Source organism: Geodermatophilus africanus (assembly GCF_900107105.1).
GTDB lineage: Bacteria > Actinomycetota > Actinomycetes > Mycobacteriales > Geodermatophilaceae > Geodermatophilus > Geodermatophilus africanus.
This window is the reverse complement of the sequence record NZ_FNOT01000006.1, coordinates 21277-47227: the sequence shown is the minus strand read 5'-3', so window position 1 is coordinate 47227 and position 25951 is coordinate 21277. Positions and strand designations below refer to the sequence as shown.

Annotated in this window: 23 protein-coding genes; 12 read left to right on the top strand and 11 right to left on the bottom strand. The window is 74.5% G+C overall.

The window, feature by feature from the left end; genetic code table 11:
• Nucleotides 1-13 precede the first annotated feature (13 nt).
• The 3 genes from deoC to BLW63_RS12525 are packed head-to-tail and all read right to left on the bottom strand — an operon-like array spanning nt 14 to nt 2219.
• Nucleotides 14-1009, bottom strand: a complete 996-nt coding sequence (deoC, locus tag BLW63_RS12535; RefSeq protein WP_091156381.1) for a deoxyribose-phosphate aldolase — start codon at nt 1007-1009, stop codon at nt 14-16.
• The gene (locus BLW63_RS12530) at nt 1006-1761 is read right to left on the bottom strand and encodes a methyltransferase domain-containing protein (RefSeq protein ID WP_211517102.1); all 756 of its coding nucleotides are present in this window, start codon (nt 1759-1761) and stop codon (nt 1006-1008) included. Before BLW63_RS12530 ends, deoC begins: the two co-directional genes overlap by 4 nt.
• A complete protein-coding gene (locus tag BLW63_RS12525) occupies nt 1758-2219 on the bottom strand; it encodes a GNAT family N-acetyltransferase (protein WP_091156379.1) in 462 nt (153 codons plus the stop codon). Before BLW63_RS12525 ends, BLW63_RS12530 begins: the two co-directional genes overlap by 4 nt.
• A 169-nt stretch (nt 2220-2388) precedes the next feature.
• Between BLW63_RS12525 and upp the strand changes: the two genes are divergently transcribed.
• Nucleotides 2389-3012, top strand: coding sequence for a uracil phosphoribosyltransferase (gene upp, locus BLW63_RS12520; RefSeq protein WP_091157165.1), 624 nt, complete (start codon nt 2389-2391; stop codon nt 3010-3012).
• A 2-nt stretch (nt 3013-3014) separates the two neighbouring features.
• Nucleotides 3015-3911 carry a Gfo/Idh/MocA family protein gene (locus BLW63_RS12515; protein WP_091156377.1) on the top strand — a complete coding sequence of 299 codons (897 nt, stop codon included), beginning with the start codon at nt 3015-3017 and terminating at the stop codon, nt 3909-3911.
• Between the two features lie 148 nt (nt 3912-4059).
• Here the strand turns inward: BLW63_RS12515 and BLW63_RS27950 are convergent, their stop codons facing one another.
• From BLW63_RS27950 to BLW63_RS12485, 6 genes are all read right to left on the bottom strand, one after another.
• Complete coding sequence (locus tag BLW63_RS27950) at nt 4060-4620, bottom strand: hypothetical protein (RefSeq protein ID WP_244522542.1); 561 nt, start codon at nt 4618-4620, stop codon at nt 4060-4062.
• Between the two features lie 347 nt (nt 4621-4967).
• Complete coding sequence (locus BLW63_RS12505; RefSeq protein WP_091156375.1) at nt 4968-5576, bottom strand: DUF6318 family protein; 609 nt, start codon at nt 5574-5576, stop codon at nt 4968-4970.
• A gap of 142 nt (nt 5577-5718) precedes the next feature.
• Nucleotides 5719-6411: a haloacid dehalogenase type II gene (locus BLW63_RS12500; protein WP_091156373.1), complete on the bottom strand. Its 693-nt coding sequence runs from the start codon at nt 6409-6411 to the stop codon at nt 5719-5721.
• Nucleotides 6411-8030, bottom strand: coding sequence for a phospho-sugar mutase (locus tag BLW63_RS12495; RefSeq protein ID WP_091156372.1), 1620 nt, complete (start codon nt 8028-8030; stop codon nt 6411-6413). The genes BLW63_RS12500 and BLW63_RS12495 overlap by 1 nt, the downstream gene beginning before the upstream one ends.
• Nucleotides 8027-8842 (bottom strand): NAD-dependent epimerase/dehydratase family protein, encoded by an 816-nt coding sequence (locus BLW63_RS12490; protein WP_211517101.1) that lies wholly within the window; start codon nt 8840-8842, stop codon nt 8027-8029. The genes BLW63_RS12495 and BLW63_RS12490 overlap by 4 nt, the downstream gene beginning before the upstream one ends.
• Before the next feature lie 76 nt (nt 8843-8918).
• Entirely contained in the window at nt 8919-9728 is an 810-nt protein-coding gene (locus BLW63_RS12485) for a purine-nucleoside phosphorylase (RefSeq protein ID WP_091156368.1), read from the bottom strand.
• 111 nt (nt 9729-9839) lie between these two features.
• On the opposite strand from BLW63_RS12485, the gene BLW63_RS12480 reads away from it, so the two are divergent.
• Both BLW63_RS12480 and BLW63_RS12475 read left to right on the top strand, forming a co-directional pair.
• Complete coding sequence (locus tag BLW63_RS12480) at nt 9840-11333, top strand: peptidase M16 family protein (protein WP_091156365.1); 1494 nt, start codon at nt 9840-9842, stop codon at nt 11331-11333.
• Between the two features lie 662 nt (nt 11334-11995).
• Entirely contained in the window at nt 11996-13330 is a 1335-nt protein-coding gene (locus BLW63_RS12475; protein WP_342028710.1) for a WD40 repeat domain-containing protein, read from the top strand.
• Nucleotides 13331-13397: 67 nt separating this feature from the next.
• On the opposite strand, the gene BLW63_RS12470 is transcribed toward BLW63_RS12475, so the two are convergent.
• Nucleotides 13398-13649, bottom strand: a complete 252-nt coding sequence (locus BLW63_RS12470) for a hypothetical protein (RefSeq protein ID WP_091156361.1) — start codon at nt 13647-13649, stop codon at nt 13398-13400.
• Between the two features lie 154 nt (nt 13650-13803).
• Here BLW63_RS12470 and BLW63_RS12465 point away from each other — a divergent pair, with 154 nt between their 5' ends.
• The 7 genes from BLW63_RS12465 to BLW63_RS12435 all read left to right on the top strand — a co-directional run bounded on the left by BLW63_RS12465 (nt 13804) and on the right by BLW63_RS12435 (nt 23636).
• Complete coding sequence (locus BLW63_RS12465) at nt 13804-15009, top strand: glutamate--cysteine ligase (RefSeq protein WP_091156359.1); 1206 nt, start codon at nt 13804-13806, stop codon at nt 15007-15009.
• A gap of 30 nt (nt 15010-15039) precedes the next feature.
• A complete protein-coding gene (locus tag BLW63_RS12460; RefSeq protein WP_091156357.1) occupies nt 15040-16287 on the top strand; it encodes an amidohydrolase in 1248 nt (415 codons plus the stop codon).
• Between the two features lie 40 nt (nt 16288-16327).
• Nucleotides 16328-18211: a methylmalonyl-CoA mutase subunit beta gene (locus BLW63_RS12455; RefSeq protein ID WP_091157158.1), complete on the top strand. Its 1884-nt coding sequence runs from the start codon at nt 16328-16330 to the stop codon at nt 18209-18211.
• A complete protein-coding gene (gene scpA / locus BLW63_RS12450) occupies nt 18208-20415 on the top strand; it encodes a methylmalonyl-CoA mutase (protein WP_091156356.1) in 2208 nt (735 codons plus the stop codon). Before BLW63_RS12455 ends, scpA begins: the two co-directional genes overlap by 4 nt.
• Entirely contained in the window at nt 20415-21404 is a 990-nt protein-coding gene (meaB, locus tag BLW63_RS12445; protein WP_091156354.1) for a methylmalonyl Co-A mutase-associated GTPase MeaB, read from the top strand. Before scpA ends, meaB begins: the two co-directional genes overlap by 1 nt.
• An 88-nt stretch (nt 21405-21492) precedes the next feature.
• Nucleotides 21493-22548: an alpha/beta fold hydrolase gene (locus BLW63_RS12440; RefSeq protein ID WP_091156352.1), complete on the top strand. Its 1056-nt coding sequence runs from the start codon at nt 21493-21495 to the stop codon at nt 22546-22548.
• A gap of 779 nt (nt 22549-23327) precedes the next feature.
• Nucleotides 23328-23636: a hypothetical protein gene (locus BLW63_RS12435; protein WP_139263531.1), complete on the top strand. Its 309-nt coding sequence runs from the start codon at nt 23328-23330 to the stop codon at nt 23634-23636.
• A gap of 73 nt (nt 23637-23709) precedes the next feature.
• On the opposite strand, the gene BLW63_RS12430 is transcribed toward BLW63_RS12435, so the two are convergent.
• Nucleotides 23710-24183, bottom strand: coding sequence for a gamma-glutamylcyclotransferase family protein (locus tag BLW63_RS12430; RefSeq protein ID WP_091156348.1), 474 nt, complete (start codon nt 24181-24183; stop codon nt 23710-23712).
• Nucleotides 24184-24300: 117 nt separating this feature from the next.
• On the opposite strand from BLW63_RS12430, the gene BLW63_RS12425 reads away from it, so the two are divergent.
• The gene (locus tag BLW63_RS12425; RefSeq protein WP_091156346.1) at nt 24301-25704 is read left to right on the top strand and encodes an NAD(P)H-quinone dehydrogenase; all 1404 of its coding nucleotides are present in this window, start codon (nt 24301-24303) and stop codon (nt 25702-25704) included.
• Nucleotides 25705-25951 lie beyond the last annotated feature (247 nt).

Sequence of the window (25951 nt, the reverse complement as noted above, 5' to 3'; positions counted from 1 at the left end):
GCAGGCCCGGCCATCAGTCGACGCTCACGTGGTCGGGCCCTGAGTAGTGGCCGGTGCGCAGCTTCTGCCGCTGCAGGAGCAGGTCGTTGAGCAGGCTGGAGGCGCCGAAGCGGAACCAGTCGGGGGAGAGCCAGTCGGGCCCGGCGACCTCGTTGACGAGGACCAGGTGCTTGACGGCGTCCTTCGTCGTCCGGATGCCGCCGGCGGGCTTGACGCCGACCTGGCGGCCGGTGGCGGCCCGGAAGTCGCGGACCGCCTCCATCATCACCAGGCAGACCGGCAGCGTGGCCGCGGGGGAGACCTTGCCGGTGGAGGTCTTGATGAAGTCGCCGCCGGCCAGCATCGCCAGCCAGGAGGCGCGGCGGACGTTGTCGAGGGTGACCAGCTCGCCGGTCTCGAGGATGACCTTGAGGTGGGCGTCCCCGCACGCCTGCTTCACCGCGACGATCTCGTCGAACACGTCGAGGTGGCGCCCGGACAGGAAGGCGCCGCGGTCGATGACCATGTCGATCTCGTCGGCGCCGTTGGCCACGGCGTCCCGCACGTCGGCGAGCTTGACCTCGCGGCTGGCCCGGCCGCTGGGGAAGGCGGTGGCGACGGCGGCGACGTGGATACCGGTTCCCGCCAGGGCCTCCCTGGCCACGCCGGCGAGGTCGCCGTAGACGCAGACGGCGGCGACCTGCGGTGTCGTCGGGTCGCCCGGGTCGGGACGGCGGGCCTTGGCGGCCAGGCTGCGGACCTTGCCCGGGGTGTCGGCGCCCTCGAGCGTGGTGAGGTCGACCATCGAGATCGCGGTGTCGATGGCCCAGGCCTTGGCGGTGGTCTTGATCGACCGGGTGCCGAGCACGCCGACGCGGGCCTCGGCGCCCACCTGGTCGACCCCGGGGAGGCCGTGCAGGAAGGCCCGGAAGGCGGCGTCGGAGCGGGTCACGTCGCGGTACGGCGCCGGGGGTTCGCGCCGCGGCGGGATCGCCGCCGCCGGCGCACGGGGGTCGAGCACGTGGGTCATGCGGGCATTCTCCCTCCCGCCGCCGGTGCGCCCGCGTTCCGGACACCCGTGCGGGTGGGGACCGCCCCGAGCCGCAGCATGCTGCGGGCGCCGCGCTGGAACTCGTAGGGGACGTCCTCGACCTCCGCCTGCACGCCGGCGTCGCCCAGCTCGGCCACCACGCAGGCCAGCAGGTCGGGCAGCGCCCGGCCGGCCTGGTCGACCAGCGGGTAGACGCGCACCTCGGCGCCCACGCGGGCCATCTCGCGCAGGGCGGCGACGTGGAACCCGGTGTCCAGCCGGTCGGCGTAGGTGAACAGCAGGTGCGAGGAGAGGACCAGGTCGAAGGCGCCGTCGGCGAACGGCAGGTCCGGCAGGGCGGCCGCCACGTGGTGTCCCGGGCACTCGGCCAGGTCGCCCGCGAAGACCGCCGCCGACTCCGCCCGGAGCCGCGCGTGGCCGGCGGGGTCGCCGTGGAAGTCCCAGACGTAGCGCTCGGCGTGGGCGGTGGCCCAGGCGCTGCCCCGCTCCAGCTCACCCTCGAGGCGGGCGACCAGCTCGCGGTGAGGGGTCGCGTACACGGGGTCGACGGCGAACGCCGCGGTCCCGCCGACCCGGGCGGCCGCGGTGAAGGACGCGCCTCCGCCGGGGCAGTCGAGGACCCGGCCGCGCAGGTCGGCGTCGGTCAGGGCGAACATCACGCGGTACTCGTCGAACGACCGGGCGCTGACCAGGAAGTCCCCGATGTCGGTCGCGCCGGGCAGCTCGCTCACCGCAGCTCCTTGACCAGGTGCACGAGCTCCAGGCCGGGGCGCACGGTCTCGCGGTGGGCGTCCACGTAGCCGTGCCGGCGGTAGAGCCGCAGGTTGGCGGTGCTGCGTGCGCCGGTGAACAGGGTCGCCCGCGCGAGTGGCGTCGCCCGCTCCGCGGCCAGCAGCAGCCGCGTGCCGATGCCGTGTCCCTGCAGGTCCGGGACGACGGCGAGCCGGCCGACGTGCAGGACGCCGTCCCGCTCGTGGGTGCGCACCGCACCGACCAGCCTGCGGCCCGCGAGTGCAGCCAGGCAGGTGCTGCGCGTCAGCTCGTCGGCCAGCTCGTCCAGGGTCTGGACGAGCGCCGGCAGCCGGACGTCGTCGTACAGCTGGGCCTCGGGGATGTAGGCGGCGCGCTGCAGGGTGAGCAGCTCGCCGGCCGCGCCGGGCGGCAGGGGTCCGATCTCGATCGGGGGCACGGGCGGTCTCCTCGGACGGAGGTGGACCGGGTGCGCGGCCCACCGGGGACGGGTGGGCCGGACGACGAGGGCAGCCACCTACCGGCGGTGCCACCCCTGCGTCGTCGTCACGGCGGGGATCGTGCCAGCGCCGCCAGCGGGGGTCCACCGGGCCGCTACCGTGTCGCGCGTGCAGCTCACCGTCGTCGACCACCCGCTGGCCCGTGCCCGTCTGACCCGCATGCGCGACGAGCGGACCGACAACGCGGCGTTCCGCGCGGCCCTGGCGGAGCTGACCCAGATGCTGGTCTACGAGGCCACCCGCGACCTGCCGGTCGCCGAGGAGCCGATCACCACGCCGGTCACCGACACCACCGGCTACCGGCTGGCCGCGCCGCCGCTGATCGTGCCGGTGCTGCGGGCCGGGCTCGGGATGGCCGACACCGCGCACGGGATGCTGCCGGAGTCGCAGATGGGCTTCGTCGGCCTGGCCCGCAACGAGGCGACCTTCCAGCCCGAGGCGTACATGGCCTCGCTCCCGTCGTCCCTGGTCGACCGCGAGGTGTTCGTCCTGGACCCGATGCTGGCCACCGGCGGGTCGCTCGTGCACTGCTGCGGGCTGCTCACCGAGCGCGGCGCCACCTCGATCACGGTGCTCTGCGCGCTGGCCGCGCCGGAGGGGGTCCGCCGCCTGGAGGAGAGCGGGCTCCCGCTGCGGGTGTTCACCGCCTCGGTCGACGAGGGGCTCAACGACAAGGCCTACATCGTCCCGGGGCTCGGGGACGCCGGCGACCGTCAGTTCGGGGCGGTCTGACCGTGCGCTTCGGGGTGCTCGGCACCGGCCACTGGGCGCGGACGGTCCACGCGGCCGCCCTGGCCGAGCACCCGACCGCCGAGCTGGTGGGAACGTGGGGCCGCGACCTGTCCAAGGCCAAGGCGATCGGCGCGGACTTCGACGTCCCCGGCTTCGCGGACCTGGCCGCCCTGCTCGACCAGGTCGACGCCGTGGCGATCGCCGTCCCGCCATCGGTGCAGGTCGGGCTGGCCGAACAGGCCGCGGCGGCCGGGAAGCACCTGCTCCTGGAGAAGCCCATCGGGCTCTCGCTCGACGAGGCCGACCGGGTGGTCACCGCGGTGCGCGCCGCGGGGGTCGCCTCGGTGGTGTTCTTCACCTTCCGCTTCCAGGCCGGGACGTCGAGCTGGATGGCCCAGGCGGCCCGCACGCGGCTCGCCGGTGGCGCCGGCTCGTGGCTGAGCGCGCTGGCCGGCAGTCCGTTCGACTCGGCCTGGCGACGCGAGCACGGCGCGCTGTGGGACATCGGCCCGCACGCGCTCTCCTTGCTGCTGCCGACGCTCGGGCCGGTGGTCTCGGTGCAGGCCGGAGCCGGCGCGGGGGACACCGTGCACCTGGTGCTGCAGCACGCCACGCCCGGTGTCGCCTCGACGCTGACGCTGTCGCACACCGTCGCGCCGATGTCGACGGGCGTCGAGTTCTTCGTGCACGGGGACGCCGGCCGGCTAGTGCTGCTGCCGGACACCGAGAGCCCGGTCGAGTCCTTCGCCGCGGCGGTCGACGAGCTGGCGGCGGCCGTGGTGACCGGCGGGACGCACCCCTGCGACGTGGCTTTCGCGCGGGACGTCGTCGCGGTGCTGGCGACCGCCGCCCGCGCGCTGGAGTCAGGCTGCCGGGAACAGGTCCCGGCCTCGGGGTGAGGCACTGCCGGCGTTCCTCGCGCTCTGCCGCCGCCGCAGCGCCGGCACTGCGCGAGCAACCCCGGCAATGGCCGCACTCTCGCGCTGTTCCTGACGCCTCAACGCTGCTGCAACGGCGCGAGGGCGGGTGCAACAGCGCGAGAGTGGGTCAGTCGAAGGGGTTGGTCAGGACGGGGCTGGCCCGGAGGACGGTGAAGGTGGCCGACGGCCCGTCGGTGGTCGTGGTGCCGGGGACGTCGGCGGTGGCGCCCCCGTCGACGCTGTAGGTGCCGCTCCAGGTGGTGGTAAGCGAGGCGGTGTAGGTGCCGCTGCGGTAGTCGTGGCTGATCGTGTGGTCGGGGTAGGGCGCGCCGGGGTCGGTGGTCTGCAGGACGGTGCCGTCGCCGGTGTCCCAGGTGAAGGCGCTCGCGGTGGCGACGATGTCGACGGTGAAGCCGCGGATGTCCACGGTGAAGGTCTGGGTGGTGGGGCCGTCGGTGTAGAAGACGACCGGCAGGCCCGCCAGCGCGTTGCCCGGCGGCTGCTGCTGGGTGGGCAGGTCGGGCAGCGGCAGGGTCTGGAAGTAGCGGTAGACCTCGCCCGGCGACGGCGGCGGGTTCAGCGCCGTGATGTCGACGCACCCACGACCGAGCGGAATCCAAGGCCCAATTGGGGTCCCGGGCGCCTCCCCGACGGCATCGAAGCCGTCGACGGTGCTGCCATCAGACAATACTAGTCGTTGCCTCAGAATGACCATCACTTGCGATACGCGGTCGGGCACTGTTGCGCAGACAATGTCATCATCCGGCCGACACAAGCCGCCTGCAGCTGTATCTAATTCGCAGGGGGTCAAAAGCTGATAGGTCCACGGATGATCAATAGGTGCGCTGTTGGTCGCAGTCCACTGGCTGTCGGGACCTTGGACAGCGTAGCTAGCCGTTAAAGCGCCTGGAGCTAGGCCGACCTCAGGGTGGTCGCAGGAGATGCGGCACGGTTCGGCACTGGCGACCTCCGCAGGTAAGGCTGTGGCAAGAAGGACGCCCGTGGCCACAGCTAGGACGGCTGTGCGCGTCAACATCACAGATCGAGTTGCGTCGCGCGCCAGGAGTTGCTCGCGGCGTCCCATCGAAGAGCGGCGCTGCCCAAGCTGTCTTGAGAGCCTGGAAAGGTCAAGTCGGCAACCGAGGCGCCACTTGCGTCGACAACAGCTAGGGGTGCCAAGTCGAATCTGAATGCCAGCTCGGCGATGGTTGAGTCGCTGATTAGAGGTTCACCAACCTGGCGGACTCTCAGCTTTCCGCCTTCATAACGGTAACCAGCTGCCGCGTCGCTGTCATAGTCGGTAGCGATCCGATCGCACTCCACGCAGCCGTCACTGAACTCGCGCAAAGGGGCGGCGTCCATGACGGTCGACGTCCGGTTGATGAGGTCGATGTAGTACCGGACGAAGGCCTCGGCGCCGGCGGCGTCCTGGGTCCGGGCCTCGGCGGGCATCGGCAGGTCCGGCGGACCCAGCGGTGGCAGCGCCGGCTCCGACGCGCTGGGCGAGGCCTCCGCCCCGGGCAGGGTGTCGTTGGCCTCCTGCCGCTCCGAGCACGCGCTCAGCGCCACTGCGCCGGCCGCGAGGCCCGCCGCGAGTCGCCGGGTCCAGCGCCGTGTCACGTCGTCCACCCCCGTGTCGATCACCGGTCGCCGGGAGACTACGGATCACTGCCGCCCCGGGCACGCGCCGCTGTGGACAACCACCCGAACGCATTGCCGGGGTTCCTCGCGCTCTGCCGGCGCTGCAGCACCGGCGACCCACGAGGAACCCCGGCAACGGCCGGTCTCAGGCGCCCAGCGTCTCGGCCAGCTCCTCGAACGAGGCCACCGACCAGTCGGCTTCCGGATCCGAGGCGGGCGGCACGACGCGCCCACCGAACTCGTCGGGCCGGTGCACGTACGCCGTCCGCAGCCCCCGCGCCCGTGCCGCGACCAGGTCGTCGACGTGCGCCGCGACCATGACCACCGACGACGGGGGCACCGCCAGCAGTTCCGGCGCGGAGTCGTAGACCTCCGGGTCGGGCTTGTAGTGCCGCACGACCTCGGCCCCCAGCACGCAGTCCCACGGCAGCCCGGACCGCCGCGCGAGGCCCACCTGCAGCGCCACGTTGCCGTTGGACAGCGGCGCCAGCACGAACCGGCGTGACAGCCGGCGCAGCCCGGGCACCACGTCCGGCCACGGGTCCAGCCGGTGCCAGGCGAGCACCAGCTCGTCCTGCACGTCGTCGGGCACGGGGGCCAGCCCGGCGTCCGCGAGCACCGAGCAGAGGGAGGAGCGGTGCAGCGCGTCCAGCGGCGTCCACGGCAGCTCGCCCGAGCGCACCCGCTCCATCGACGGCACGTACCGGCCGCGCCAGTCGTCGGCCAGCGCCGTCGCGTCCACCGCCGGACCCAGCAGCCGGGACACCTCGCGGGCGACGCCGCCGCGCCAGTCGACGACGGTGCCGAACACGTCGAACACGAGCGCGCGGACGTTCACTACAGCCCCAGGGCCGCCGACATCTCGGCGCGCAACCGGTCGAGCTCGTCGGCGCCCCGGCCGCGCGCGGCGATGATCCCGGCGTCCTCGTGCACCGGGACGACGGTCTCCAGGTAGGCCTTGAGCTTGGGCTCGGTGCCGCTGGGCCGCACGATCACCCGGACGCCGTCGCCGAGCAGCCGGACGGCGTCCACCGCGGGCGTCTCGTCGAGCAGGTCGGAGGAGGTCACCTCGCGCCCCAGCAGTCGGGACGGCGGCGACGACCGCAGCCGCGCCATCATCGCGCCGATCCGGGAGAGGTCCTCGACCCGCACCGACAGCTGCCCGGTCGCGAACAGCCCGTGCTCGAGGGCCAGCTCGTCGAGCCGGTCGGTCAGCGTCCGGCCCGACGCCTTGAGCTCGGCGGCCAGCAGCGCGACGGCGAGTGCGGCGGAGATGCCGTCCTTGTCCTTCACCACGTCCGGCGCGACGGCGTAGCCCAGCGCCTCCTCGTAGCCGAAAACGAGCGGCTCGTCGTCGGACCCGGCGCGGACGATCCACTTGAACCCGGTCGGGGTCTCGGCGAACCGGACGCCGTGCGCCTCGGCCAGCGCGTGCAGCAGCGAGCCGCTGACCAGCGACGCGGCGTACGTGCCGCGCACCCCGCGGTGCAGCAGCCAGTCGCCCAGCAGGCCGCCCACCTCGTCGCCGGTGAGCTGGCGCCCGCCGCAGACCACCGAGCAGCGGTCGGCGTCGGGGTCCTCGGCGATCGCCAGGTCGGCGCCCACCCGCTCCGCCAGCGCGGTCAGCAGGTCGACCGCGCCCGGCTCCTCCGGGTTGGGGAAGGGAACGGTCGGGAACGCCGGGTCGGGTTCGTCCTGCTCGGTCACGCTCACCGGCGGGGTGAACCCCGCGGCGGCGAACGCCACCCGGGTCGTCTCCGCGCCGACGCCGTGCATCGCCGTGTAGGCGACGACGAGGCGGTCGCGGTCGGGGACGTGCGACGGCTCAAGTGCGCGCACGACCGCGGCGACGTAGTCGGCCTGGACGTCGTCCCCGACGGTCAGCCAGTCGTCGGACGCCGGCACCTCGCGGGCCGGGCCGACCGCGGCGATCGCCGCCTCGATCTCCCGGTCGGCCGGCGGCACCAGCTGCGCGCCGTCGCCGAGGTAGACCTTGTAGCCGTTGTCGTCGGGCGGGTTGTGGCTGGCGGTCACCATCACCCCGGCCACGCACCCGAGGTGCCGGACGGCGAAGGCGAGCACCGGCGTCGGCAGCGGCCGCGGCAGCACCTGGACGGCGAACCCCGCGCCGGCCAGCACCGCGGCGGACACCCGGGCGAACTCGTCGGAGCGGCGGCGCGCGTCGAAGCCGATCACCACGCCGCCGCCCGCGTGCCCGGAGTCGGCCAGCCAGCGGCCCAGGCCTGCGGCCGCGCGGGTGACCACGGCGGCGTTCATCCCGGCCGGCCCGGCGCGCAGCGGGCCGCGCAGCCCGGCGGTGCCGAAGGCTAGCGGCCCGGCGAACCGCCGCTCCAGCTCTCCCGTGTCCCCGGCCTCGACCAGCGCCTCGATCTCGGCGCGGTCGCCGGCGTGCGGGTCGGCGTCCGCCCAGGCGCGGGCGGTCTCGACCAGGCTCATGAGTCCACCTCGGCGTCGTACTCCGGCAGCGTGAACTCCCCACCCACGCGGGCGTGCACCGGGTCGGCCAGGTCGGGCTCGCCGTGCGCCGCGACGAGCGCCGCCGCGTACTCCTCGGCGTCGTCGGCCGGCTCGTAGCCCAGCGCCCGGGCAGCCGAGAGGTCCCACCAGCCGCGGGTGTTGGCCGAGACGCCCCACACCACGGCGAACCCGGGGGAGGGCGCCCGCAGCGCGGCGTCGACCAGCGACACCTGGTCGCGGGGGGAGAGCCAGGTGGCCAGGTGCCGGGTCGCCGTCGGCTCGGCAGCGGCGGTGCCGATGCGCAGGCACACGACGTCCAGGCCGTACCGGTCGGCGTACAGCGAGCCGAGCGCCTCCATCGCCACCTTGGACACGCCGTAGAAGGTGTCCGGCCGCGCGAGGCCGTCTTCCTCCCGGAGGGGGCCGGACGCCGGGCGCGGGGTGAAGCCGGTGGCGTGGTTGCTCGACGCCAGCACCACCCGGGGGACGCCGGCCCGCCGCGCCGCCTCCAGCACGCACTGGGTGCCGTCGATGTTCGCGTGGGAGACCGCCGCCCACGTCGACTCGCCGGAGACGCCGCCTAGATGGACGACCGCGGCGGCGCCGGAGGCGGCCTCGGCCATCGCGGCCCGGTCGGTGACGTCGGCGACGACGTGCTCCTCGCCGGGACGGGCGTCGACGATCGGGACGACGTCCAGCGAGCGCAGGGCCCAGCCGCGCTCGGGCAGCCCGCCGCGCAGCACCGTGCCGATCCGCCCCGCCGCGCCGGTCAACAGGACCGGACCGCTCACTTGACCTCCTCGCTGGCGCTCGTCGGCCGCGTTCGCGGCGGCGCTGCCGTGTCTCCGCATGAGCTCGCGAGCTCGCTCATGGCAGCCGCCCGGTGAACTTCACCAGGAACTCCCCGAGCCGGCCGGCCGCCGCCTTCCCCGCCGCGAGGACCTCCTCGTGGTCCAGCTTCTCCCCGGTGATCCCGGCGGCGGCGTTGGTGACCATCGACAGCCCCAGCACCTCCAGCCCTGCAGCTCGCGCGGCGATCGCCTCCAGCGCCGTCGACATGCCCACCAGGTCCGCGCCCAGCGTGCGCAGCATCCGGATCTCGGCCGGCGTCTCGTAGTGCGGCCCCGGCAGCGCCGCGTAGACGCCCTCGGTCAGGGACGGGTCCAGCTCGCGGGCCAGCGACCGCAGCCGCGCGGAATACAGGTCGGTGAGGTCGACGAAGGTGGCGCCGACCAGCGGGGAGCGGGCGGTGAGGTTGAGGTGGTCGCTGATCAGCACCGCCTGGCCCACCTGGTGTTCGGGGGCCAGCCCGCCCGCGGCGTTGGTGAGGACGACGGTGCGCACGCCCGCGGCCGCCGCCGTCCGGACGCCGTGCGCGACCGGCTCCACACCCCGGCCCTCGTACAGGTGGGTGCGGCCGAGGAAGAGCAGCACCCGGCGGTCGCCCACCCGCACCGAGCGCACCTCGCCGCCGTGGCCCACCGCGGTCGGGGCGGCGAAGCCGGGCAGCTCCCCGATGGCGACGCTGCCCTCGACGGTGCCGAAGGCGTCGGCGGCCGGGGCCCAGCCCGACCCCATGACGACGGCCACCTCGTGGCCGCTGCCGAGGGCGCTGGTCAGGTCGTCGGCCGCGCGGGCGGCGAGGGCGGCGGGGTCGGTCGCGGGGGCTGCACTCACGCTCGGACGCTAACGCAGCGCCCGTGCCGGTGACGGGGCACACGTGTCCCAGCTGTCCCGCTGCGGGCGTGTCCGCTGGAGGCCGGCCGGCGGGCAGCCGAGGGTGTCGGGGTGCAGCGCATCGACATCGACGGCGTCCCCGTCCTCACCGCCGAGGGCCCGGCGCGGACCACCGCCGCTCTCGTCTTCGGGGTCGGGGTCCGCGACGAGACGTTCGCGACCATCGAGGTCACCCACCTCGTCGAGCACCTGGCGATGGCGGCGCTGCCCAAGTCGCACCTGCGGTGCAACGCGGTGACCGACGTCGACACCACGACCTTCCACGCCACCGGCCGCCCGGAGGCCGTGGGCGCGTTCCTCGAGGGGATCTGCCGCGCGCTGGCCGACCTGCCGACCGAGCGGATGGACGTCGAGGTCGGCGTCCTGCAGGCGGAGAACTGCTCCCCGGCGCACTCCACGCTCGGCGCGCTGTGGGCCGCCCGGTTCGGGCTGGTCGGGCCCGGCCTGGCCGTCGCCGACGGGCCGGGGCCGGAGTACCTCACCGAGGAGACCGTGCGGGAACACGCCCGCCGCTGGTTCGTCCGCGGGAACGCCGCGCTGTGGTGCGCCGGACCGCTCCCGCCCGGACTGCGGCTGCCGCTGCCGGCCGGCCCGCGGCCCGAGCGGCCCGTCCCGGCGCCCCGGCCGCAGCCGGGTCCGGTGTGGACCAAGGGGCACGGCGCCGGCGTCGGCCTGCTGCTGTCCGCGGGCGGGGCGGGCGACCCGGCGCTGACCATCGGCGTCGAGGTGCTCAAGGAGCGGCTGCGCGACACGGCCCGCCTCGCCCGCGGGCTGAGCTACTCCGTCGACTCGCTGGCCCTCGACGTCACCGCCGACCGGCGGGAGGTCGCCGTCGTCGTCGACGCGCGGGAGGGGCGGGAGGCGGACGTCGCGGGGCTGCTCTGGCAGACCTACACGGAGCTGTGCGACGCCGGCCCGACCGCCGCCGAGCTCGCGCACGCCGTGGCCGGTTTCGAGGAGGAGCTGGACGCCGACGAGCGCGCCGTCGTCGAGTCCGAGCTCGCCGACGCCGCCTATTGCGCGGTCAGCGGGCTGCCGTTCCGGCCGGTGCACGACGTGCTCGAGGCCTGGCGGACGACGACGGCCGAGCGGGTCGCGGCGGCGCTGCGCGGCACTCGGCCGACGGCGATCCTGTACGTGCCCGAGGAGGTCGACTACGCGGGCCCCGGCGGGTCCGTCGAGCGCCGCTACGTCTGCAACCTGCAGGACCGGCTGCCGGTGGGGGAGACCTTCCGGCCCTCGGCGCTGGCCCGGCTGTTCTCGCGGCAGAGCCGGGTCGCCCTGGTCGTCGGCGAGCGCGAGCTGGCGCACCGCGACAGCGACGGCGACGTCCACAGCATCCCGTGGGAGCAGGTCGAGGCCGCGCTGCCCACCCAGGACGGCCGGGCGGTCTTCGTCGTCGGGCGCAACCTGTGCAGCGCCGTCGTGGACGAGGACCGGTTCGGCCGGCGGGCGGTCGCGGCGGTGCAGGCGCGCGTGCCCTCCACCCGCTGGCTGCCGCGCCCGAGGACCGCGGCGGACCAAGAGGTCGTCCCCGTCGGGTGAGAGACCCGGCCGCTCCGACGGAGGGCGCGCAGGGCTCTGTGTGCACCCGGTCTCCGGGGCTAGCGTCGCGGGATGCGGATCGCGGTCCTCGGACCGCTGGAGCTCACGAGGGACGACGGGACCCCGGTCGTCGTGGCGGGCGCGAAGGAGCGGCTGCTCCTGGACGGGCCGGCGGTCGGTGGGTTCCCGTTCGGTGTCTCCTACACCGGGGACGGTGCCCGCATCCAGCTGCTGGTGGTCACGCCGGGTCAGGACGGAGCTGCCGACCCCGTGGCCTGGCACCTCGTCGACGTCGACCCACGGACCGGGGCGCGCACCGCCACCGCGGTGCACGGCACGGTGCCCGGGGTCGCCCACCTCCCGGGCGCCGACTTCGCCGACGACGGCCGCTCTGTCGTCGTGTGGGCCGGGGCCGGCACCGCCGAGGGGGTCGACGCCGGTGCCGGCGCGACACTGGTCGACCTGAGCCAGGCGCGGTCGGTGCCGCTGCAGACCCCGCGGCGGGCCGCAGCCGTCATGGGGTTCCGCGCGCTGCCCTCCGGAGCCGCGCAGCTGTGGGCTGATGGCGCCGTCACGCTCTACGACCGGGACGGTGCCGTCCTGCAGCACCTGGACGCTCATCGGGGAATGGTGACCGACGTCGAGGCGTCCCCGGACGGCACGTGGGCGGCGACGGCGGGCGGGGAACCCGGCGTGCTCCTGTGGGACGTCGACCCCGTGAGCGGCCTGTGGCGGCAACGGAGGAGCTGTCCGGCCATGCGGACGTCGTGTCGGCAGTCGAGATCGCCGCCGGGGGCGACCGGCTGTTCACCGTGTCCTCCGGCGGCACGGCCATCGTCTGGGACGTGCGTGCCGACGGCGGCTTCGGCGGCCCCTACCCGGACCTGCCCGGCCGTTGGGTGGCCGGGCGGCCCGAGGTGGTCGAACCGGGACGGCTGGTCGTCGTGCCCACCCGACCGGTGTCCCGCACCGGCGGCGGCGACCCGATCTTCCTCCCTCCGGCCGACACACGGACGGTCTCGGCGACGTTCATCGATCCCCGGGACGGCGGCGTGGTGGGCGATGTCGCGGTGGCGGACATGCCGGCTGAACCGGGGCTGGTCACCTCCGTCGCGGTGAGTCCCGATCGGACGAGGGTCGCCGTCACGACCGGACTGGTGACGACGGTGCTCGACACGGGCACTCGGAAGAAGGTGACCCGGATCGAGCTCCCGGCGACCGGGGAGCCGGGCCGGGACGGTCGACCGCTGCCCGCCGGGGTCGTGTCCTGCGCCGAGTGGACGCCGGACGGCACCCGTCTCCTCCTGTGCGCATGGGGAAGTCCGTTCTCCGGCACGGGGGACCTCGCGGTGGTGGATGCCGCCACCGGGGAGGTGGAGCGGCGCGTGCCGGTCTCTGGTCGGGCGCGGGTGTCGGCTAGTAGTCCCGATGGCCGATTGCTCGCCGTGGCGAGTGAGTTCATGCCGAGGGTCACCATCATCGACGCGCTGACCCTCGACCCCGTGGACGTTGTTCCGCTCTCTGGCACCGACACGGTGGAGGACCTGGCTTTCTCACCCGACGGGCGGCTGCTCGCGGTGGCCGGGGTCCAAGGTTTCCTGCAGTTCGTGGATGTCGCCGAGGGGGAGCAGGCCGGGGACCCGGCCCGGTTCGCCGCGCCGCTGCTGCAAGCAGAGTGGCTGGCCGACGGGGAGACGGTCGTCGTGGCGGCTCTCAACGGCACCGTCTCGTTGTTCGACGTCGACCGCGGGCTCCTGCGGGCCCCGCCGTTGCCTGCCTCGGATGAGGTGGCGGAGAGCCACGTCCACCTGCTACCGGGGGCGGCCGAGGAGCTGGTCGCCTTCAGCTGGGAGCTGCCGGGACGGCGGTACCCGCTGGAGCCCGCGGCCTGGCTGGCCGAGGCGTGCGCGATCGTGGCCCGCGATCTCACCCCCACCGAGTGGGACCGCTACCTCCCCGGCCGGCCCTACGAGCCGACGTGCAGCGACCTGAGGTGACCGGTGGGCGCACCGTCGCCCCAGGCCGGGGCCGGTGGGCGCGACGGCGGGGCCGTGCCGGGGTCGGTCAGGCCCCGGTCTGCGAGCAGTCCGGCTGACGCATGAGGAAGCTGACGTAGCCGTCGGAGACGAAGCGGATCTCGCCGTCGTCCCCGGTCATCCCACCGGGGAAGTCGGCGGCGCGGGCGAGGACCTCGCTGCACAGCACCGGGCGGTCGTCCAGTGCGGGTGGGTCGGCGGCGGCGACGGCCGGGACGAGGAGCGCGGCCCCCGCGACGAGGGCGGCGGCAGTGAGCGAAGTGCGGGTTCTGACAGTCATGACCGGTGACCTCCGGGGACGCGAGCCGGGACGGTCCCGGCTGAGGCCCCCAGCACAGGCCCGGCTGGTTGCGACCCGGTCGGGTGCGGTTGCGGCCCGGTTGCGGTGCAGCTCCCGAGGGGTGCACGGCGCTGATCATCCCTACACTCCGGGCGTGCAGATCCCCTTCCACTCCTCCGAGCGAGCCAGCCTCGGCGTCGAGTGGGAGCTGCAGCTCGTCGACGTCCAGACCCGGCAGCTGACCGCGGGGGCGGTCGAGATCCTCGAGGAGATGCGGCCCGAGGGCGCTCAGGAGCACCCCAAGGCCAAGCACGAGCTGCTGCAGTCGACCGTCGAGGTCATCACCGGCATCTGCACCACCGTCGACGAGGCCAAGCGCGACCTCGCCGGCACCGTCGCCGAGGTCAGGGCGGCCGCCGAGCGCCGCGGCCTGGGCCTGATGTGCGCCGGCACCCACCCGATCACCGACTGGCAGACGCAGCAGATCTCGCCCAAGGAGCGCTACCTGCAGCTGGTCGAGAAGATGCAGTGGCTGGCCCGCCGGCTGCAGATCTTCGGCGTCCACGTGCACGTCGGCGTCCGGGCGCCGGAGAAGGCGATCCCGATCGTCAACGCGCTCACCCAGTACGTGCCGCACTTCCTGGCGCTGTCGGCGTCCTCCCCGTTCTGGGTCGGCTGCGACACCGGGCTGGCCTCGGCCCGCTCCAAGGTCTTCGAGGGGATGCCGACCGCCGGGCTGCCCTACCAGCTGTCGGGCTGGGACCGCTTCGAGGAGTACATGGAGACGCTGATCTCCACGCACGCCATCGAGAGCGTCCGCGAGGTGTGGTGGGACATCCGCCCGCACCCGGACTTCGGCACCGTCGAGCTGCGCATCTGCGACGGGCTGCCGACCCTCGACGAGGTCGGCGCGGTCGCCGCGCTCTCGCAGTGCCTGGTCGAGCAGTTCGACACCCAGCTCGACCGCGGCTACACCCTGCCGGTGCCGGCCTCGTGGGTGCTGCGCGAGAACAAGTGGCGGGCGGCCCGGTACGGCCTCGACGCCGACATCGTCGTCGACGACAAGGGCACCGTGCGGCCGGTGCGGCAGGCGATCGCCGACCTGGTCGAGGAGCTCGAGCCCACCGCCCGTCGGCTGGGCTGCGAGGCCGAGCTGGCCGACGTCGAGCGCGTCCTGGCCGTCGGCGCCTCCTACCAGCGGCAGCGCGCGGTCGCCGCGGCGCACGACGGCGACCTCACCGCCGTCGTCGACAGCCTGCTCGCCGAGCTCCGGGACGGCCTGCCCACCAGCGGCCCGGCCGGCCTGCCGCCCGGGCCGGTGCCCGGCCCGGCCCGGTGCACCGGCGGCCACGCGGCATGACGGGCGCCGCGGCATGACGGGTATCGCCGGATGACCTCCTTTCCGGAGGAGCTGGGGACGGCGGTCGACGAGTGGGTCGCCGAGCGGCAGTCGCAGCTGGTCGCCGTGCGCCGGCACCTGCACGCCCACCCCGAGCTGTCCTACGCCGAGTTCGAGACGACGTCCTTCCTCGAGCAGCGGCTGCGCAACGCCGGCCTGGAGCCCAAGCGGCTGCCGTCGGGCACCGGGCTCGTCGTCGAGGTGGGCTCCGGGGACCCGATCGTGGTGCTGCGCGCCGACATCGACGCGCTGCCGCTGGCCGACCTCAAGGACGTCCCCTACGCCTCCACCCGCGAGAACACCTGCCACGCCTGCGGGCACGACGTGCACACCACCGTCCTGCTCGGCGCGGCGCTGGCGCTGAACTCGCTGGACGGCCTGCCCGGCACGGTGCGCTGCGTCTTCCAGCCCGCCGAGGAGACGGTGCCCGGCGGCGCCACCGGGGTGGTGGCCGCCGGGGTGCTGGACGGCGCCTCGCGGGCGTTCGCCCTGCACTGCGACCCCTCCATCCCGGCCGGCTGCGTCGGTCTGCGCACCGGCGCGATCACCGCGGCCTGCGACCGGATGGACGTCACCCTCACCGGCCCCGGCGGGCACACCGCCCGCCCCCAGCTGACCGTCGACCTCGTCGACGCCCTCGGCCGGCTGATCACCGACCTGCCGTCGCTGCTGTCCCGGCAGGTCGACCCGCGCGCCGGGATGTCGCTGGTGTGGGGCGCGGTCAAGGCCGGGGTGGCGGCCAACGCCATCCCGCAGCGCGGCCACCTGAGCGGCACGGTGCGGGTGCTCGACCGCGACGCCTGGCAGGACGCCGAGACGCTGCTGCGCTCTCTGGTGGAGCGGGTAGCCGCCACCACCGGCGCCGACGTGGAGGTCGACTACGTCCGCGGCGTGCCGCCGGTGGTCAACGACCCGCGGGCGGTGGCGCTGCTGCGCTCGGCGACGCTGGAGACGGTGGGCAGCGACGGGCTGCGGCTCTCCGCGCAGAGCATGGGCGGCGAGGACTTCGGCTGGTTCGCCGACGTCCTGCCCATCGCCCTCGCCCGGCTGGGCACCCACGGCGGCGGCGCGCCGCTGGACCTGCACCGGGGCACCTTCGACGTCGATGAGCGGGCGATCGGGATCGGCGTCCGGCTGCTGGCGCGCACGGCCCTGCACGCGCTGGCCGCCGACGCGGGCGCCCCGCCGCCCGGCCCGTCGCCGCACCCCAGCGGTTCCGGTCCGGGCGCTCGGCGGTAGACACTGACGCGGATCGTCCGACGAGGCCGGGAGCCCGATGATGAGTTCCAGCGACCAGCAGACCACCGCGCACGCCGACGCCGAGGTGCCGGCCGAGCACGCCGTCCCCGACGACCTCAGGCTCGCCGCCGGCTTCCCGGCCGCGACCCGGGAGGCGTGGCGCGAGCTGGTCGCCGTGGTGCTCCGCAAGGCCGGCCGTGAGGACCTGCCCGAACCGGTCGAGGACGCCCTGCGGGTGCCGGTGGCCACCGGCGTCAGCGTCGCCCCGCTCTACACCGCCGAGGACGCCGGCGACCTGCCGGCCGCGGTCGGCGTCCCGGGGCTGGCCCCCTTCGTCCGCGGCTCCCGGGCGGGTTCGGCCGGCGGCGACGTGCCCGGTGGCTGGGACGTCCGCCAGCGGCACGCCCACCCCGACGTCGCGTCGACGAGGGAGGCGATCGCGGCCGACCTGGAGAACGGCGTCACCTCCCTGTGGCTGGCGCTCGGCGAGGGCGCGGTCCCGGTCGACGCGCTCGGCGACGTCCTGGCCGACGTGTACCTCGACCTCGCGCCGGTGTCCGTCTCCGGCGGGCTGCCGGCCGCGGAGGCGCTGCTCGCCCACGTCGCCGGCCGCACCGACCTCGCTCCCGGCGGCTCCCTGGGCCTGGACCCGCTCGGCGTGCAGGCCGCCTCCGGCGAGGAGCAGGACCTCACCGGGCTGGCCGACGTCGCCCGCCGGGCGCCCGCGGGCTGGCGCACCGTCGTCGTCGACGGCACGGTCTTCCACGACGCCGGCGCCTCCGCCGTCGAGGAGCTGGGCTGCTCGCTGGCCGCGGGGGTGGCCTACCTGCGGACGCTGACCGACGGCGGGCTGTCGACCGACGAGGCGTTCGCCGCGATCGAGTTCCGCTACGCCGCCAGCGCCGACCAGTTCACGACGATCGCCGCGCTGCGCGCCGCCCGCCGGCTGTGGGACCGGGTCGGCGAGGTCAGCGGCGCCTCGCCCGACGTCCGCGGCCAGCGGCAGCACGCCGTCACCTCCTCGGTGATGACGACGAAACGCGATCCCTGGGTCAACATGCTCCGGACGACGGTGGCCTGCTTCGCCGCGGGCGTGGGCGGCGCCGACGTCGTCACCGTGCAGCCCTTCGACGCCGCGCTCGGCCTGCCCGACGCCTTCTCCCGCCGGATCGCCCGCAACACCCAGGCCCTGCTGGTCGAGGAGGCCCACGTCGCCCGCGTGCTCGACCCGGCCGGCGGCTCCTGGTACGTCGAGTCGCTCACCGACGCGCTCGCCGAGGCCGCCTGGAGCTGGTTCACCGAGATCGAGCGGGCCGGCGGGCTGGTCGCCGCGCTCGGCTCGGGTCTGGTCCGCGACCGGATCGCCGCCGCGTGGGACGCCCGCGTCGAGCGGCTGGCGCACCGCACCGACGCGATCACCGGCGTCAGCGAGTTCCCCAACCTCAGCGAGAAGCTGCCCGAGCGGCAGCCCGCCGCGGACCTGCAGCCGACCGGGGGGCTGCCGCGGGTGCGGGCGGCGCAGGCGTTCGAGGAGCTGCGCGACCGCGCCGACGCCGCCCGGCAGACGGGGTCCGAGCCGAGGGTCTACCTGGCCACCATCGGGCCGATCGCCCGGCACACCGCCCGTGCCACCTTTGCCGGCAACCTGTTCCAGGCCGGGGGAGTGGTGACGCCGTCGGGCGACGGGGTCACCGGCCTCGCCGACGCGGGGACGACGGTCGCCTGCATCTGCGGGACCGACCGGGACTACGCGGAGTCCGCGGCGGCACTCGCCGCGGAGCTGCGCGCCGCCGGGGCCACCGCGGTGTGGCTGGCCGGCAAGCCGTCGCTCGCCGTCGAGGGCGTCGACGGGTACGTGTACGCCGGGTGCGACGCGCTCGACGTCCTCCGCAGCGTCCACGAGCAGTTGGGAGTCCCCGCATGAGCACGATCCCCGACTTCGGCGGCGTCGAGCTGGGCCGCCCCGCGGCGGCCGCCTCGGCCGACGACTGGGCCAAGCGGTTCAAGGAGACCACCGGCCGTGGCGTGGAGGAGGCCACCTGGGAGACGCCGGAGGGCATCGCCGTCCCGCCGCTGTCCACCCCCGCGGACCTGCGGGGTCTGGACTTCCTGCAGACCTACCCGGGGCTGCCGCCCTACCTGCGCGGGCCCTATCCCACGATGTACACGACGCAGCCGTGGACGGTCCGCCAGTACGCGGGCTTCTCCACCGCCGCGGCGTCCAACGCCTTCTACCGGCGCAACCTCGCCGCGGGGCAGAAGGGCCTGTCGATCGCCTTCGACCTGCCCACCCACCGGGGCTACGACTCCGACCACCCGCGCGTCGTCGGCGACGTCGGCATGGCCGGGGTGGCGGTCGACTCGATCCTGGACATGCGGCAGCTGTTCGACGGCATCCCGCTGGACCGGATGAGCGTCTCGATGACCATGAACGGCGCCGTCCTGCCGGTGCTGGCGCTCTACATCGTCGCCGCCGAGGAGCAGGGGGTCGAGCACGGTCAGCTGACCGGGACCATCCAGAACGACATCCTCAAGGAGTTCATGGTCCGCAACACCTACATCTACCCGCCCAAGCCGTCGATGCAGATCATCAGCGACATCTTCGCGTTCACCTCGCAGCAGATGCCGCGGTTCAACTCGATCTCCATCTCCGGCTACCACATCCAGGAGGCCGGGGCGACGGCCGACCTGGAGCTGGCCTACACGCTCGCGGACGGCGTGGAGTACCTGAACGCGGGCAAGGATGCCGGGCTCGACGTCGACGCCTTCGCGCCGCGGCTGAGCTTCTTCTGGGCCATCGGCATGAACTTCTTCATGGAGGTCGCCAAGCTGCGGGCCGGGCGGCTGCTGTGGGCGCGGCTGGTCGAGGACGCCGGCGCGCAGCGGGACAAGTCGCTGTCGCTGCGCACCCACTCGCAGACCTCGGGCTGGTCGCTGACGGCGCAGGACGTCTACAACAACGTCGTCCGCACCTGCCTGGAGGCGATGGCCGCCACCCAGGGGCACACCCAGTCGCTGCACACCAACGCACTCGACGAGGCGCTGGCGCTGCCCACCGACTTCTCCGCCCGGATCGCCCGCAACACCCAGCTGCTGCTGCAGCAGGAGTCCGGGACGACACGGGTGATCGACCCGTGGGGCGGCTCGGCGTACGTGGAGAAGCTGACCTACGACCTGGCCCGCCGCGCCTGGGCGCACATCGAGGAGGTCGCCGAGCACGGCGGCATGGCGCAGGCCATCGACGACGGCATCCCGAAGCTGCGCATCGAGGAGGCCGCCGCCCGCACCCAGGCGCGCATCGACTCCGGCCGGCAGCCAGTGATCGGCATCAACAAGTACCGGGTCGACGCCGACGAGGCGATCGAGGTCCTGCGGGTGGACAACGCCGACGTGCTCGCCCAGCAGAAGGCCAAGCTCGAGGAGCTGCGGGCCTCCCGGGACGGCTCAGCCGTGCAGGAGGCCCTGCGCCGGCTCACCGACGCCGCGCGGGCCGCCGCCGAGGGACGGCGGGGGCGCGAGCTGGACGCGAACCTGCTCAAGCTCGCCGTCGACGCCGCACGCGCCAAGGCCACCGTCGGGGAGATCTCCGACGCGCTGGAGGAGGTCTACGGGCGACACGCGGGCCAGGTGCGCACCATCTCGGGCGTCTACCGCGACGAGGCAGGGAGCTCCGGTCCGATGGAGGAGACCCGCAGCATGGCCGAGGCGTTCGAGGAGGCCGAGGGACGCCGTCCCCGCATCCTGGTCGCCAAGATGGGCCAGGACGGCCACGACCGCGGCCAGAAGGTCATCGCGACCGCGTTCGCCGACCTCGGCTTCGACGTCGACGTGGGCCCGCTGTTCCAGACCCCCGAGGAGGTCGCCCGGCAGGCGGTCGAGGCCGACGTGCACGTCGTCGGCGTCTCGTCGCTGGCCGCCGGCCACCTGACGCTGGTGCCGGCGCTCAAGCAGGCGCTCGCCGACCTCGGGGCCGAGGACGTCGTCATCGTGGTCGGCGGGGTCATCCCGCCCGACGACGTGCCGACGCTCAAGGAGATGGGCGCCGCCGAGGTGTTCCTGCCCGGCACGGTGGTCGCCGAGGCGGCGCAGCGGCTGCTGCGGACGCTGTCCTCGAACCTCGGGCACTGATGGGCCGGTCCGTCGACGTCCCGGCGCTGGTCGAGGGCGTGCTCGCGGGGGACCGGCGGGCCGTGGCGCGCGCGATCACGCTGGTGGAGTCGCACCGCACCGACCACCGGGAGCGCGCGCAGGAGCTGCTGGTCGAGCTGCTGCCGCACGCCGGGGCGGCGCGGCGGGTCGGCATCAGCGGCGTCCCCGGGGTGGGGAAGTCGACCTTCATCGACCAGCTCGGCGTGACGCTCACCGCGTCGGGGTCGAGGGTGGCGGTGCTGGCCGTCGACCCGTCGTCCGCACGGTCCGGCGGGTCGATTCTCGGCGACAAGACCCGGATGGCGCGGCTGTCGGTCGACCCGCAGGCGTTCATCCGCCCCTCGCCCACGTCGGGCACGCTCGGCGGGGTCGCGCAGGCCACGCGGGAGTCGATGGTCGTCGTCGAGGCGGCCGGGTACGACGTCGTCCTGGTGGAGACGGTCGGTGTCGGGCAGTCGGAGATCACCGTCGCCGAGATGGTCGACTCGTTCCTGTTCCTCACGCTGGCCCGCACCGGCGACCAGCTGCAGGGCATCAAGCGCGGCATCCTCGAGATCGCCGACGTCATCGCGGTGAACAAGGCGGACGGGCCCGGTGCCCCGGACGCGCGCAAGGCGGCCCGCGAGCTGGCCGGGGCGATCCGCATGCTGCGCGGTCACGGGGAGGACTGGCAGGTGCCGGTGCTGACCTGCGCCGGGCTCACCGGTGAGGGGCTCGACGAGGTCTGGGCCAAGCTGGTCGAGCACCAGGACCGGCGGAGGGCCTCCGGCGCGTTCGACGAGCAGCGCCGGTCGCAGCAGGTGCGCTGGACCCGGCAGCTGGTACGCGACGGGCTGGAGCACCGGCTGCGTGCGCACCCGGGCGTCCGGGCGGCCGCGCCGGAGCTGGAGAAGGCGGTGCTGGCCGGCGAGCTGACCCCGGCGCTGGCCGCGCAGCAGCTGCTGGAGACGTTCCTGCACGACTCCTGAGCCCGAGGTGTGAGCACTGTCACGGACCATTAGCGTCCAGTGAGGGCCGTGACCGCGGTCCAGCCCCGCTGCCGAGACGAGGCCGGCCATGCCGATCGACAACCCGTACTACTCCGCTGCGGTCCACGGCGAGTTCGAGCTCGCCGACATCGGCGACCTCGTGCTGGAGGAGGGCGTCACCCTCCGCGGCTGCCAGCTGGCCTATCAGACCCTCGGCACGCTGAACGCGGCCAAGGACAACGCGGTCCTGATCCCGACCTGGTACTCGGGCAACCACTCGGTCATGCGGGACACCTACGTCGGGTCGGGCCGGCCGATCGACCCCGCCGAGCACTTCGTCGTCCTGGTCAACCAGCTCGGCAGCGGGCTGGGCACCTCGCCGCACAACCTGGCCGGCCCCTACGGCCGGGGCCGGTTCCCGCGGGTGCGCATCGGGGACGACGTGGTCGCCCAGGAGCGGCTGCTGCGCGAGGTGCTCGGCGTCGAGGAGCTGGCGCTGGTCTTCGGCGGGTCGATGGGCGCCCAGCAGACCTACGAGTGGGCGGTCCGGTTCCCCGACCGGGTACATCGGGCCGCGCCGCTGGCCGGCACCGCGCGGATGTACCAGCACTGCGTCGTCTGGGCGCAGACGCTGGTCGACGCCCTCACCTCCGACCCCGGGTACGCCGGGGGCTGGTACCGCGACCCGGAGGACGTCCGCGGCGGGCTGCAGCGGCACGCCGGGCTGTTCGCGCTGCACGTGCTGTCCAACGAGTTCTGGACCGGCGAGCACTGGCGGGCGCTGGGCTTCAGCTCGCCGGAGGACTTCGTGGTCGGCTTCCTGGAGGCCTACTTCCAGCCGATGGACGCCGGCGACCTGCTGGCCCAGGCCTGGAAGTGGCAGCACGGCGACGTCAGCCGGCACACCGACGGGGACCTCGCCGCCGCGCTGGGCCGGATCACCGCGAAGACGGTCGTCATGCCCATCAGCACCGACAAGTTCTTCCCGCCCGAGGACTGTGCCCCCGAGCAGGAGCTCATCCCCGACAGCGACTTCCGGGTGATCGAGGACATGCACGGCCACGCCTCGGTGTTCGGGCTCTCGCCGTCCTACCTCGAGCAGGTGGACGACGCGCTGCGCAAGCTGCTCGAGACGCCGGCCTGAGCTGGGGCGCGAGCTGCCGCCCCACCCCCGCGATCATGTAGTCCGGGAAGTGACACGCGGGGTCGAGACCGCGTGTCGCTTCCCGAGCCTCATGATCACCGGGCATCCACAGGGCGGCGGTGATCCACAGGTGCGGTCGGCCGTCCCCCGTCCGCCGGGCACCGTCCGACGCTGCCCGGCGTGGACTTCGCCCTCTACCGCCTCATCGCCGCCCAGGGCGGGGTCGTCTCGACCTCGCAGGCACTCGACCACTGCAGCGACACCGAGGTCCGTGCGCTCGTGCGCAGCGGCCGGTGGCGCAGGAGCCGGTACCGCGGGGTGTTGGTGGACGGCGAGCTCCCGGACGCACCCGCGCTGCTGGTCCGTGCCGCGGCGCTCGCGGTGGGTGGCGACCTGGTGGCCTGCCACTCGACCGCTGCGCTGCTCTGGGGCTTCGACGTCCTCGGCTCAGAGACGCTGCACTTCCTCGGCCCGCCCGAGCTGGTCAACCGCCGGCGGCCCGGCATCCAGGTCCACCCGTCCAGCCTCGGTACGGAGGATGCGGTGCTGGTCGACGGCGTGTGGTGCACTCCGGCTGCCCGGACGGCGTGTGACGTGGTGCGGCTGACCCCGCCGATCGACGGTCTGGCCACGCTGGACGCCGCGCTGCGCTCCGCTCCTGCACCCGGGACGAGCTCGCCGGTGCGGCACGGGGGCAGGCAGGACTGCGTCAGGTGGTCCGGCTGCGCGGACTCGTGCCCCACGCCGACCCGCGGAGCGACTCCCCGATGGAGTCCCGGATGCGCTGGCGCTTCATCGCCGCGCGGTTCCCCGTCCCGGACGTCCAGGTCCGGGTGCCGGCCGGTGGCCGTGCCCGCTGGCTCGACATCGGCTGGCACGAGGAGCGTGTCGGTGCCGAGTTCGACGGTCAGGAGGCGCACATGACCCCTCAGCAGCTCCGCGACGACCGGCACCGGCACAACTGGCTGACGGAGCACCGTTGGACGCTGCTGCACTTCACCAAGGCCGACGTGTACCGCGAGCACCGGCAGATGCTCGCGGTCACCGCCCGGGCGCTGGGCCTGCGTCCTGGCAGTTGGCGATCATGAGGTTCCGAAAGCGACACCCCGACCTCGCCCGGCATGTCGCTTCCGCAACATCATGATCGCGAGGGCGCGCGGGTCAGACGCCGGTGGAGCGGCACTCCCGGGCGCGCAGCTCGGCGAGGTAGTCGGCTGGGGCGCCGGCGGCCTCCGCGGCGTCGGCGAGCGCGCCCAGGTACCGCGCCGAGGGCAGCCCGCCCTCGAAGGCGTCGAGCACGTACACCCAGGCCACCTGGTCGCCGGTGAGGGAGTGCACCCGCAGGTGCAGTTTCCGGTAGAGGCCCTGGTCGGCGCCCTCCCACGCGTCGAGCGTCTCCTCGTCGGCCTCGGTGAGGTCGTAGAGGGCGACGAAGACGCCGGGGGAGAGCGACTCGCCGGGCGTGGTGTCGTCCGGGACGAGGGTGGCCAGCGCCCCCTCCCAGCCGTACTCCTCGGCCCCGAAGGTCAGCCGCCAGCCGTTGATCCAGCCGGTGCCGGTGTGCGGGGAGGAGGGACAGCGCCGGAGCATCTGTGCGGGGTCCATGTTCGACCCGTAGGCGGCGTAGAGGCCCATCACCGGGCAGCCTACGGCCGTGTGGCGCGCCCCTCGGTGGGAGATGGGCCACGTCGTTCCCCGGAACGGGGAGAATGGCGGGCGCCACGTGTCCGCACCGCACCGAGAAGGACTCCCATGACCCGCATCGTCATCATCGGCGGCGGCCCCGCCGGCTACGAGGCCGCGCTGGTCGCCGCCTCCCTCGGCGCGGAGGTCACCGTGGTGGAGCGCGACGGCGTCGGTGGGGCCAGCGTGCTCACCGACTGCGTCCCGTCCAAGACCTTCATCGCGTCGGCCGGCGTGATGACCAACGTGCGCGACTCCAGCGCGCTCGGCGTCCAGGGCTCGGAGCTGGCCACCGTCGGCATCGACCTCTCCGCGGTCAACCAGCGGGTCAAGGGCCTGGCCGTGGCGCAGTCCGCCGACATCCGGGCCCGGCTGGTCGCCGAGGGCGTGCGGGTCCTCCCCGGGCAGGGCCGGCTCTCCGACGAGGTCCGCGGCCTGGTGGAGCACCGGGTCCAGGTGGAGGACGCCGAGGGCGCGGTCAGCGAGACGCTGGAGTGCGACGTCGTCCTCATCGCCACCGGCGCGGACCCCCGCGTGCTGCCCGGCGCCGAGCCCGACCACGAGCGGATCCTCGACTGGCGCGACGTCTACGACATCCAGGAGATGCCCGAGCACCTGGTCGTCGTCGGCTCCGGCGTCACCGGTGCGGAGTTCGCCTCCGGCTACCTGGAGGCCGGCGTCCCGGTGACGCTGGTGTCCTCGCGCGACCGGGTCCTGCCCGGCGAGGACTCCGACGCCGCCGAGGTGCTCGAGGACGTCTTCCAGTCCCGTGGCGGGCGCCTCGAGCGCGGCCGGGCCGCGGGGGTGCGGCGCACCGAGAAGGGGGTCGTCGTCGAGCTGACCGACGGGCGCACCGTCGAGGGCTCGCACGCGCTGATGACCGTCGGCACGGTGCCGAACACCGCCGGGCTGAACCTGGAGCAGTGCGGGGTCGAGCTCGCGCCCGCCGGGCACGTCGTCGTCGACCGCGTCTCGCGCACGAGCGTGCCGGGCATCTACGCCGCCGGCGACGTCACCGGCGTGTTCCAGCTGGCGTCGGTCGCGGCGATGCAGGGCCGGATCGCCATGTGGCACGCGCTCGGCGAGGCCGTCACCCCGATCCGGCTCAAGACGGTCTCGGCGAACGTCTTCACCCACCCGGAGATCGCCACGGTCGGCGTGCAGGAGAAGACGCTGCCCGAGGGCGCCGACATCGAGGTCGTCCGGCTGCCGCTGGCCACCAACGCGCGGGCCAAGATGGCCGACCTGCGCGACGGGTTCGTGAAGCTGTTCGCCCGGCAGGCGACCGGCGTCGTCGTCGGCGGGGTCGTCGTCGCCCCCGGGGCCTCGGAGCTGATCCTGCCGATCGCGCTGGCGGTCACCAAGGGGCTCACGGTGAGCGACCTGGCGCAGACCTTCGCGATCTACCCGTCGCTGTCCGGGTCCATCACCGAGGCCGGCCGCCGGCTGATGAGGGCCGACGCGCTGGCCTGAAGGACCCCCTGCCCCCGCCACCCGGCCCCCTCCAGGGGCCCGCCGCGAGCTTGCGAGCAGTGGGGAGGAGGGGTCCTTCCACCTGCAGGGGGCCGAAGGGGCGGGTGGGACCCGCCCAGCGGGGCGGCGGAACCCCTGGGGCGCACGTGACGGGACGGCAGGGGCGCCCGCGGGCCCTGGGTCGGGTGTGACGGCGGGTTCGACTGGATCCCGGTCGTCCGGTGCCGACGCGCGCGCGGGCTGCCGA